Below are 9167 nucleotides of genomic sequence, written 5' to 3' on the forward strand. Positions count from 1 at the left end.
TGGCCGACAGCCCCAGGAGACCGGCGGCCTCCCCGGGCGCCATGCCCTCGACCTCGGTCAGCCACAGCACCGAGCGCCACCGCTCGGGGAGGCTGCGGAACGCCGACGCCACCAGGGCGGTGTCGAGGCCGTCGAGGAGCCGCTCCGACGGTCCGAGACCTGCCGCCGCCGGGTCCGCCAGCTCGGTGTCGGTCGGGTGCACCCGGCCGGTGCGCCGGAGGACGTCGATGGCGGCGTTGCGGGTGGTGGCCAGCAGGTAGGGCCGGAACCGGTCGAGATCCTCCAGCCGGCCGGCGTTGAGGGCGGCCAGCATCCGGGTGAATGCCTCGGCCACCGCGTCGGCGGCGTCCTCCCGGTTCCCCGTCACGGCGTAGGCGACCCGCCAGGCGGCGTCGGCGTGGCGGCGGTACAGCTCGTCGAAGGCGTGGTTGTCCCCGTCGGCTGCGCCTCGGGCCAGCTCAGCGTCAGGCGGCCCGCCCACCAGCTCATCAGCCTTCTGTGCCATGACCCTCGCCTCCTGAGGAGCCATCAGAACCGTCACCGCCAAGATTCTGTCTTTCGAACCATTCTCCTGCAGAGCGACGGCACGACCGCTGCTCGTGGGCCTGCCGGATTTCGCCTGTTTTCACCTATCGGCCCCCGGAGCCCGGTCTTGAGCAGCCTGTCCCGCTCTGATCGTGAACGAGGCGAAAAATCGGGGCGGGTCCCCGAAGGATTCCGGGACCGGGGAGCGAACTAAATTTAATATGACGAAAGTACTCGTAACTGGGCGGACGGTATGAGGGAGGCGGTCAAATGAGGCCGAGCATGGACCCGCAGAGCGATGTCGTGAAGATGGGTCGGCCCGAGGGCTATGAGGCCCCGGCCCTGAGCTTCCACGGGTCGGTGGGCCAGCACACCGCCGCCCTGTCGTCGGGGGGTTTCACCGACGCCACCTTCCCGACCCACACCCCGCTGGGTGATCTGACCTTCTCCGGGTAGATCGACAGGGGCGCCGCCGTCACGGGCACGTGACAGCTTGTCCGGGCGGCGAGCGAGAGCAGCTCGGAAGGTACGACACTACTGGGGCCACCATGGGAGTAGACGCGCCATGAGTCAGATGGATTCACACAACGATGCCGGGACGACCGTTCCGGCCCGCCGGCCCGCCGGATACGAGCGGCCGGCCCTGAGCTTCCACGGGTCGGTCGGCCAGCAGACGGCGGCCAACCGCGTGGGGATGGTCACCGATGCCGCCTTCCCGGCCGGCACGCCGATCGGTGACCTGACTTTCTCGGGGTAGAGCGGTCGCGTAGCGTGGCATGTGAGGGCGGCGGACCAACAGGTGCTACGGCGTGATCAGCTGATCTGGAGGGAGGTCGATGGCCAGGTGGTGGGCATCGACCTCCGCTCCTCCCGGTACTTCAGCCTGAACCCGACGGCCACGTTTCTCTGGAAGCTGCTGGGTGACGGCGCGGCGCCGGATGACCTGACCGAGAGGCTCTCCGCCGAGTTCGCCCTCGACCGGGGGCTGGCCGCCGAGGACGTCTCCGCCTTCCTGGCCTCGCTGGAGGCCGGCGGTCTGCTCGAGTCGTGACCCAGCCCCGGTGGCCGGCCGGTCCCGGGCCGAAGCTCCGGGCACTGTTGACCGCGGTTCCGGTTGTCGCCTGGCTGGCAGCTGTCGAGGTGGGCCTCCGGACCACGTCCCTGTCCCGGCTGACCCGGTTGCTCGGCGTCGCCATCGACACCGACGCCGGGGCGTCAGGACAAGAAGGACAGCGGGGCCCGGTGCTGACGGCCCACGAGGGGCGCCAGCTGCGCATCCTCGCCGCCATCGTCGAACACTGGCCCTTCGGGCGCGGCCCGTGCCTGCGACAGTCACTCGTGGCCGGGCGGATCCTCCGTCGTCACCAGCCCCACCTGAGGATCGGCGCCGCCCCCACGGAGGATGGCGTGCTCGGGCACGCCTGGCTCGAGCTCGCCGGGACGGCCGTCGTCGGCAACCCGGCCGGGTTCCCCGTCCTCGTAAGCCACGGCTGACGTGGCGAGCTGGTCCCTGCACGGCATCGTGATCGATGCCGACATCGAGCTCGGCCGACCCGCCGGCCCGGGCACGGAACCAGCCGTCATCCTCGACGTGGGCGAGCCGCGACCGATCGGTTCCGACCCTCCTCCCGGAGTCGTGCTGCTGCAGAGGGAGGTGGAGGACCGGCCCTTCCAGACGGCGGCGCGCGAGGGGCCGCGGACGACCCTCCGGATCCACGGGCTGTGTGACTTCCGCCTGACGGACGGATCGGACCGCGTCGTATGCGTGCCGGACCCGGTGCTCACGCGCGACCAGTTGGCCCTGCTCGTCCGCGGGGCGTTCCTGGCCTTCTATCTCGGTCTCCGGGGAGAGTGCGTCCTCCACGCCTCGGCCGTCGACGTCACCGGAGACGGGTCGGCCCTCGTCTTCGTCGGCGGCGCCGGCTGGGGCAAGTCCACCATGGCGGCCTGGCTGTGCTCGGTCGGCGCCCGGTTGATCGTCGACGACCTTCTCCGTCTCGACGAGTCACGGCCGCCCCGCTGGGCCGGCACCTCCTCGGAGCTGCGCCTGCGGCCGACCTCCGAGTCCCTGGTCACCTCGGCGCCACCGACGTGGAGCCCCAGGCCGACCGTCGATGGGAGGACGGCCCTGGCGCCTCTGATCACGCGTCACGACGCGGGGGAACTGGCGGCGGTTGTCCTCCCGGCTCGCAGCCTCAATCTCTCCGGTCTCCAGGTGGCGGCGCTGGATCCCGTGGAGGCCTTGTTGGAGCTGGTCCGGTTCCCCCGTTTGGACGGCTGGCAGGTGAGTGAGGTCATCGAATCCCATTTCGACGCCCTGAGCCGCCTCACCGAGGCCGTCCCGGTGTACCGGGCCTGCCTGCCGTGGGGACCTCCGTTCACCCGTGAGGCAGCCCTCGAGCTGCTGACGGCTCTCGGCCTGCCCATCCCGGCCGTGGCCCCCAGCGGGTGACCGGCAGGCCGGTCACCATCACCGGCCCGATGGGCGCGTCGACCGGGGCGGGTACGGTGCCGATGACCGGGCTCGAGATCGCCTGGGGCTGGGTCGCGGGAGCCGAGGAGCTGATCCGGCTCCCCGTGAGCTCCGCTCCGCCGCCTCTGCAGGCCTTCGAGGACGCCATCAGGCCCGCCCTCCAGCGCCCGCCCTGCCTCGTCGAGTTCTCGGGAGGTCGGGACTCCTCCGCCGTGCTGGCCGTCGCGGTGTCGCTCTCCCGGCGGGAGGGGCATGCCCCGCCCATACCGGTGACCCAGCGGTTTCCCGGCGTGGCCGAGGCTGACGAGGACCACTGGCAGGAGGAACTGGTCAGGCAGCTGGGCGTCACCGATTGGATCCGGCGCGACGTCTTCGACGAGATCGATCTGATCGGGCCTGTGGCGGCGCCGTCGCTGCGCCGGCACGGGATGGCGTGGCCACCTCTGGCGCACGTCCGGGGCTTCATCTGGGAGCTGGCCCGGGGAGGCTCGGTGTTGACCGGCGAGGGTGGCGACGAGATTCTGGGGCCGCGCCGGCTGACCCCCATACGGCAGGTGCTCGCTCGCGACGTCAGACCGACGCGCCGCAACCTGCGAGCTGCCGCCCTGTGTGTGGCGCCTGAACGATTGCGCTCCCGAGCCTTGCGCGCCTCGATGTCCGGCGCAGTCGACGCGAAATGGCTTCGTCCGTCCGCTCGCGAAGAGCTCGTGCGCGCTGCCATCCGGCCGATCGCCGAGGAGTCGGTCGACCGCCGGCGCGCCCTGGCGCAGCATCTGAGCTCGCGCGGGATGCGGATCTCGCTGCACAACATGGCCGTGATGGCCTCGTGCTTCGATGTCTTGACCCTTCATCCGATGCTTGATCCCGGATTCGTGGCGGCGTTCGCCGCGGTGGCGAAACTGTTGGGTCCCCGGGACCGTACTGCCGCCATGCATCTGATCTTCGGTGATCTGCTCCCGGACGACCTGCTGGGTCGCCGGTCGAAGGCCCGGTTCAACCGCGTACATTTCGGCGTGCACAGCCGGGAGTTCGTCGAGAGCTTCACCGGGGAGGGAGTGGATGAGGACCTGGTGGATGTCGAGGCTCTCCTCGAGGTCTGGCGGACGCCCGCTCCGCACGCCATGACCTCCGCCCTGCTGCAGGCCAGCTGGCTGGCGACCGCCGGAGGGCCGTCCTGAGCCTTCCCCGGCCTCCCATGACCTCCACGGAACCGAATGTCGCGTTCTTCTGGGAGGCGTGCCGACGCCAGCCTCGTCCTGAAGTGCTGGGTCGCTCCCTCGACGGCGGGCTCGAGACGTCGATCCTCCTCGAGGCGGCCCGGCGCAACCGCTTGGCTCCGTTGCTCTGGCGTTCCCTGGTCCTCGCCGGCCGGCAGGACCAGTTCGGCGACGTGGGCCGGGAGCTCGGGGACCTGGCCGCGGTGGCCAACATCCGGGCCCTCGTCGTCGTGCCTGCCGCCCTGGCACACGCGCTGGAGCCTTTGACCGCCTCGGGGCTGGAACCCGTGGTCCTGAAAGGCCCGGCCGTGGCCACCCACTATCCCGACGCCGGCCTGCGCCCGATGGACGACATCGACCTGCTCCTGCCGGCGGCCCAGCACCGGACGGCGCTCCGGTCGCTGACCGACTCCGGGTGGGAGGTCCGACGACCGGCGTCGCGCCAGCGGTACGACACCGTCCTCACCCATCCGGCCGTGCCCGGTCTGCCCCTGGAGCTCCATTACGGGCTGGACGCCTCCTACGAGCGCTACAGCCGCCTCGACAGCCACGGTCTCTGGTTGCGCAGGGAGCCCGCCCGGCTCGGAGACCGTGCCGCCTATGTCCTGCCTCCCGAGGAAGAGCTGGTGATGCTGTGCCAGCACGCGGCCAAGCCCTTCCACATGTTCAGTCGTCTGATCTGGGTCGTCGACATCGCCATGCTCCTGGATCCCGAGTCCCCGACCCGACCCGTGGACTGGGAGCGGGTCGACGAGCTGGCCACCACCGCCAAGTGCCGGACGGCGCTGGCCGTCGGCCTGACCCTGGCCGAACGGGTCGGGGCCGAGTCACCCGGGTCCCTGCGGGCGCTTCCGCGGTCGAAGTGGCGTCGCGTCCAGGTCGAGCCGCTTCTGGAGCCCTCGTGGCCACTGCAGCCCCGTTCGGCAGCGGCGTTCGGGCCTCGCTTCGCCGTGACCGACTCCCCCTGGCTCCGGGCCCGCCTGGTGCTGGGAGCAACCCACGGCGAGACTCCGGGGCGCAAGGTGAGATGGCTGCTATCGGCCCCGGCCCGGGCGGTCGCCCGTTGGTTCGGCGCCCAGCGCTCTACAGCGACAGGTCGTACGCAGCCGACTGGGTCCGGAACATCTCCGCGTACCAGCCGTCGACGTGCATGAGATCGGCGTGGGTCCCGTGTTCCAGCATCCGCCCCTGGGACAGCACGTAGATGTAGTCGGCCAGTCGCACCGACCCGAAGCGGTGGGAGATCAGGAGAACGGTCCGTCCCCCCAGTAGGTCCCGGAGCGCCTCGAACATCTCGCTCTCGGCTCGGGGATCCAGGGCCGCGGTGGGCTCGTCCAGGATCACGAACGGTGTGTCCCTGAGCAGGGCCCGGGCCATGGCAACCCTCTGCCACTGGCCCCCGGACAGCTCGACCCCTCCGTAGTAGTGGGGGCCGAGATAGGTGTCGAGGCCGGCAGGCAGGGAGTGCAGGAATCCCGCCCCGGATCTGCTGGCCGCCGCCTCGATGCGCCCTCTGTCGTTCGACCAGGCCCACCGCCCGAGGCCGATGTTGTCGGCCGCCGCCATCTGGTATCGCACGAAGTCCTGGAACAGCACCGTCGTCCGGTCTCTGAGCCAATCTTCTTCGAGCGTCTCCAGCGCCTGGCCGTCCCAATGGACCAGGCCGTCGGTCGGCGGGTAGAGGCCAGCCAGGATCTTGGCCAGGGTGGTCTTCCCGGATCCGTTCTCGCCGACGACGGCCACCACCTGACCGGGCCTGATCTCGAGCGAGACGTCGGCCAGGGCCGGCACTCCGGGCCGGTTCGGGTACGTGAAGCTGACGGCTTCGGCCCTGATGTGGGGCGGAGGCGCGCTCGAGGGCTCCGACTCGGGCGCCGGACCGGACCGGACCCGGTTCCGACCGGCCGCAGTGCTCGTGGCGGCATCGGCCACGAACGAGGTCAGGTCCTCGACGAACAGTGAGGACTCGTAGAGCAGTCCGGCCCCGGAGGCCAGCCCTTGGAGCTGGCTGCCGAGCAGGACCAGGCCGGCGGTCGCGGCACCGGCACCGGCCAGCGACAACCGGCCCGAGGCCACGAACCAGATCAGCAGGCCGATGGCGGCGCCGGTGATGACGGCGGTGAGCGAGGCTCCGACCACGCCCCGGCGGATCCGGAGGGAGACCACACGACGCAAGGCGGCGATGCGCTCCGCATACAGAGAGTCGAATCGCTGTTCCAGGAACTCGGCGGAATCCAGCGCCCGGACCTCCTGAGCGGAGGCCTTGTCGGTGAGGAGGAACTGCAGGTAGTAGCGCCGCCGGTCGCGGGGAGCCTGATCGGCGCTGAAGCGGTACAGGGCGCGACTGGCGGTGACCGTGGCCACATAGACGGGCACGATCGCCGACACGGCGAGCAGGACCACGAGAGGCTGCAGAACGAACAGGGTGGCGGCCAGGGCAACCGACGCGACGAGCGAACTGGCCAGGCTGACGAGACCGGTCGTGAGCTGCAGGGGACGGCCGGAGGCGTTGACTATGGCCCTCTGCATGCGGTCGTGGAAGCCGGGGGACTCGAATCTCAGGAGGTCCACCCGGGCGCAGACGGCGAGCACCTGCTCCACGGAGTCCCGGGCCACCAGCTCGGCGAGCGTGCGCTGCATCTCCCCCCGGACGAGGTTGGCCAGGGCGGCAAGTCCCAGGGCGGCGCTGAGGACGATGACGTCGGGGACGGTGGAGCTGAAGTCATGGCTCGTCCGGGCCTGGAGGAGGTGACCGAGCAGGCTGCGCCCGGCGAGGAGCTGGGCGGCCAGCATCACCCCGGCCACCAGCTGGAGGAAGGTCACCGTGGCCAGCTCCCGCGGGGCGGCGCGCCACACCAACCCGAGTGCACGGCCGACGAGACCGGGCAGGTCGCGGAGGCGACGGTCCACGTCCGGATGCAGCACCGCGTCGATGTTGAAGCTGGCGCCTTCGCCGGCCGCCGTGGAGCTCACGCCAGGATATTCCACAGGGGGGTCGTGGGAGCCTGCCGCCATCGGGTGGCCCGGGGCCGCCGACCCGGTCCTTCGCCGGCCGGGCCGGCCGATAAGTTACCATTGGGTAACATCAGTCGCTTCCGACCGAGTCTTCGATAGGGGTGCCCATGTCTCCTTACTCCCTCGATCTCAACGAGGACCAGCTCCAGCTCCAGAAGTGGGTCCACGACTTTGCCGAGAACGTCATCCGGCCCGCGGCCCACGAGTGGGACGAGAGGGAGGAGACGCCGTGGCCGATCATCGAGGAGGCGGCCAAGATCGGTCTGTACTCCTTCGAGTTCGTGGCCAACGCCTTCTCCGATCCCACCGGCCTGACCATGTGCCTGGTCAACGAGGAGATGTCGTGGGGAGACGCGGGCATCGCTCTCGCCATCTTCGGCAGCACCCTGGGAGTGGCCGGCATCTTTGCCAACGGGACGCCGGAGCAGATCGGGGAGTGGGTGCCCCAGTGTTTCGGCACGCCGGACGACTTGAAGCTGGCCGCCTTCGCCGTCTCGGAGCCGGATGCCGGATCGGACGTGAGCTCGCTGCGCACCCGCGCCGTCTACGACGAGGCGAAGGACGAGTGGGTGCTCAACGGGACCAAGACCTGGATCACCAACGGGGGGATCGCCGACATCCACGTGGTGGTGGCCTCGGTCGACCCGGAGCTGGGCTCACGGGGCCAGGCCAGCTTCGTCATTCCGCCGAAGACTCCCGGGCTGTCGCTCGGGCAGAAGTTCAAGAAGATGGGCATCCGCGCATCACATACGGGTGAGGTCATCCTCGACGACGTCCGGGTCCCGGGCCGCTGCCTGCTCGGCGGCAAGGACAAGCTCGACGAGCGGATGGCCCGGGCGCGCGAGGGGAAGCGGTCCAACGTCCAGGCGGCCATGGCCACCTTCGAGGCGTCCCGACCCATCGTCGGCGCCCAGGCCGTCGGCATCGCCCGGGCCGCCTACGAGTACGCCCTGGACTACGCCAAGGAGCGCCGGCAGTTCGGCCGAGCCATCATCGAGAACCAGGCCATCGCCTTCAAGCTGGCGGACATGAAGATGCACACCGACGCCTCCCGCCTCCTCGTGCACCGGGCGGCGTGGATGGCGAGCGCCGGCAAGAAGTTCGAGGCCGGTGAGGGCTCGATGTCCAAGCTCTACGCCGGGGAGACCGCAGTGTGGGTCACCGAGCAGGCCATCCAGATCCTCGGCGGTTACGGCTATGTCCGCGAGTACCCCGTCGAGCGCTGGCACCGTGACTCGAAGATCTACACCATCTTCGAGGGGACCTCGGAGGTCCAGCGGCTCGTGATCTCACGGGCCATCTCGGGCATCCACATCAACTGAGCGCCGGGCCGTCAACAGATACCGAGGAAGCGTTCGGCCAGGGTCCGGAGCTGAGTCCGGAGAGTTTCGTCGTCGCGTCGGATAGCCATCGGGTGCATCACGGCGCCGCTGATCGCTGCGCTCAACATGATCGTTGCGATCTCCGAGTCCGGTCCCGCCTGGGGCCCCACGAGAAGGTGGTTGAGACGACGGACGATTTCTCCCGGTCGCTTGTCGCGGGCCAAGAGGCGGCCGACGTGCGGGTCGGTGAGGATCGTGCTCATCTCGCGGCGGCCCTCCACGGCCAGGTCGATGATCCCCGTCAGCGCCACCGCCCGGGCCTGCTCCTCGTCCTCTTCTGACTCGGCAAGGTCGAGCACAGTCTCGAGACGGTCGTACTCGGCGCTGGCGACGGCCCGGACGATCGCATCCTTCGTCTTGTACTGGTGGTACACGGCCGCCTTCGTCACGCCGATCTCGTCGGCGATCATCTGGAGCGACGTGCCGCCGACCCCGTTCCTGGCGAACTCCCGAAGGGCGGCTTCGATGATGCGGGTCTGCGCCGCCGACGGTGGGTTGTGCGGACGCCTCGCCTGGCCGGCCGTTTTCGTCGGAGCCATGCCCCAAATCTAAGCC

At 70.1% G+C, this 9167-nt stretch carries 11 protein-coding genes; 8 read left to right on the top strand and 3 right to left on the bottom strand.

Features of this window, described 5'->3' with window-relative positions; genetic code table 11:
* Positions 1-505, bottom strand: a 505-nt coding sequence (locus VFW24_02500) for a sigma-70 family RNA polymerase sigma factor (GenBank protein ID HEX5265617.1), incomplete at its 3' end; no start/stop codon positions are given.
* Between the two features lie 302 nt (positions 506-807).
* Between VFW24_02500 and VFW24_02505 the strand changes: the two genes are divergently transcribed.
* The 7 genes from VFW24_02505 (at position 808) to VFW24_02535 (ending at position 5369) form a co-directional block, all read left to right on the top strand.
* A complete protein-coding gene (locus VFW24_02505; GenBank protein HEX5265618.1) occupies positions 808-981 on the top strand; it encodes a hypothetical protein in 174 nt (57 codons plus the stop codon).
* 118 nt (positions 982-1099) lie between these two features.
* On the top strand, positions 1100-1282 hold the full coding sequence (locus VFW24_02510; GenBank protein ID HEX5265619.1) for a hypothetical protein: 183 nt from the start codon (positions 1100-1102) through the stop codon (positions 1280-1282).
* A gap of 42 nt (positions 1283-1324) precedes the next feature.
* The gene (locus VFW24_02515) at positions 1325-1576 is read left to right on the top strand and encodes a PqqD family protein (GenBank protein HEX5265620.1); all 252 of its coding nucleotides are present in this window, start codon (positions 1325-1327) and stop codon (positions 1574-1576) included.
* 47 nt (positions 1577-1623) lie between these two features.
* Positions 1624-2019 carry a lasso peptide biosynthesis B2 protein gene (locus tag VFW24_02520; GenBank protein ID HEX5265621.1) on the top strand — a complete coding sequence of 132 codons (396 nt, stop codon included), beginning with the start codon at positions 1624-1626 and terminating at the stop codon, positions 2017-2019.
* A gap of 1 nt (position 2020) precedes the next feature.
* Positions 2021-2977 carry a hypothetical protein gene (locus VFW24_02525; protein ID HEX5265622.1) on the top strand — a complete coding sequence of 319 codons (957 nt, stop codon included), beginning with the start codon at positions 2021-2023 and terminating at the stop codon, positions 2975-2977.
* A gap of 62 nt (positions 2978-3039) precedes the next feature.
* Complete coding sequence (locus VFW24_02530; protein HEX5265623.1) at positions 3040-4176, top strand: asparagine synthase-related protein; 1137 nt, start codon at positions 3040-3042, stop codon at positions 4174-4176.
* 83 nt (positions 4177-4259) lie between these two features.
* Entirely contained in the window at positions 4260-5369 is a 1110-nt protein-coding gene (locus VFW24_02535) for a nucleotidyltransferase family protein (GenBank protein HEX5265624.1), read from the top strand.
* On the opposite strand, the gene VFW24_02540 is transcribed toward VFW24_02535, so the two are convergent.
* On the bottom strand, positions 5299-7188 hold the full coding sequence (locus VFW24_02540; protein HEX5265625.1) for an ABC transporter ATP-binding protein: 1890 nt from the start codon (positions 7186-7188) through the stop codon (positions 5299-5301). The two genes, VFW24_02535 and VFW24_02540, sit on opposite strands and share 71 nt — an antisense overlap.
* Positions 7189-7337: 149 nt before the next feature.
* Here VFW24_02540 and VFW24_02545 point away from each other — a divergent pair, with 149 nt between their 5' ends.
* Positions 7338-8552 carry an acyl-CoA dehydrogenase family protein gene (locus VFW24_02545; GenBank protein ID HEX5265626.1) on the top strand — a complete coding sequence of 405 codons (1215 nt, stop codon included), beginning with the start codon at positions 7338-7340 and terminating at the stop codon, positions 8550-8552.
* Between the two features lie 11 nt (positions 8553-8563).
* On the opposite strand, the gene VFW24_02550 is transcribed toward VFW24_02545, so the two are convergent.
* The gene (locus VFW24_02550; protein ID HEX5265627.1) at positions 8564-9151 is read right to left on the bottom strand and encodes a helix-turn-helix domain-containing protein; all 588 of its coding nucleotides are present in this window, start codon (positions 9149-9151) and stop codon (positions 8564-8566) included.
* Positions 9152-9167 lie beyond the last annotated feature (16 nt).

This window comes from Acidimicrobiales bacterium (genome assembly GCA_036273495.1).
In the GTDB taxonomy this organism is placed as follows: domain Bacteria; phylum Actinomycetota; class Acidimicrobiia; order Acidimicrobiales; family JAJPHE01; genus DASSEU01.